Origin of the sequence: Pseudoxanthomonas kalamensis DSM 18571 (genome assembly GCF_010211745.1) — a bacterium.
GTDB classification, from domain to species: domain Bacteria; phylum Pseudomonadota; class Gammaproteobacteria; order Xanthomonadales; family Xanthomonadaceae; genus Pseudoxanthomonas_A; species Pseudoxanthomonas_A kalamensis.
Genome location: NZ_PDWQ01000064.1, coordinates 1 through 637 on the forward strand (window position 1 = coordinate 1; position 637 = coordinate 637).

The 637-nt window shown below is 64.7% G+C and carries 1 protein-coding gene; it reads left to right on the forward strand.

Annotated elements, in window-relative coordinates; genetic code table 11:
- Positions 1–56: 56 nt before the first annotated feature.
- Positions 57–637, forward strand: a 581-nt coding sequence (locus CSC70_RS13990) for an ATP phosphoribosyltransferase regulatory subunit (protein WP_211369511.1), incomplete at its 3' end; no start/stop codon positions are given.

Here is a 637-nt window from a genome sequence, read left to right on the forward strand (position 1 = left end):
CCCGTCCTCCCTTTTGATTTGGCCGTTCGCCACTTTGGCCTGCAGGAGTTTGGCTCGTGACCAAGCCCCGTCCCCCGCCCGGCATCAGTGAATGCCTGCCGCGCGAGCAGATCGCGTTCCGGCGCATGCTGGACGTCATCCGCCGCAACTACGAGCGGTTCGGGTTCCTGCCGGTCGAAACGCCGGTGTTCGAGCTGTCCGATGTACTGCTGACCAAATCCGGCGGCGAAACCGAGCGCCAGGTGTATTTCGTGCAGTCCACCGGCGCGCTGGCCAATGCCGCCGCTGCGGCCGATGAGGGCGCCGAGAACGGCGGCTTGCCGGAGCTTGCGCTGCGCTTTGACCTGACCGTGCCGCTGGCACGCTACGTCGCCGAGCACGAGCATGACTTGAGCTTCCCGTTCCGGCGCTACCAGATGCAGCGCGTGTATCGCGGCGAGCGTGCGCAGCGTGGGCGATTCCGCGAGTTCTACCAGTGCGACATCGACGTCATCGGCAAGGATGCGCTGAGCATCCGCTACGACGCCGAATTGCTGGCGGTGAGCCATGTGGGGGTTGCCGAGTGGGGCATATGGGACTTCAAGAGACAGGTTCACAATCGAAAGCTCTGGTGCTGCTGTTTCCAGGGCACTGGCGG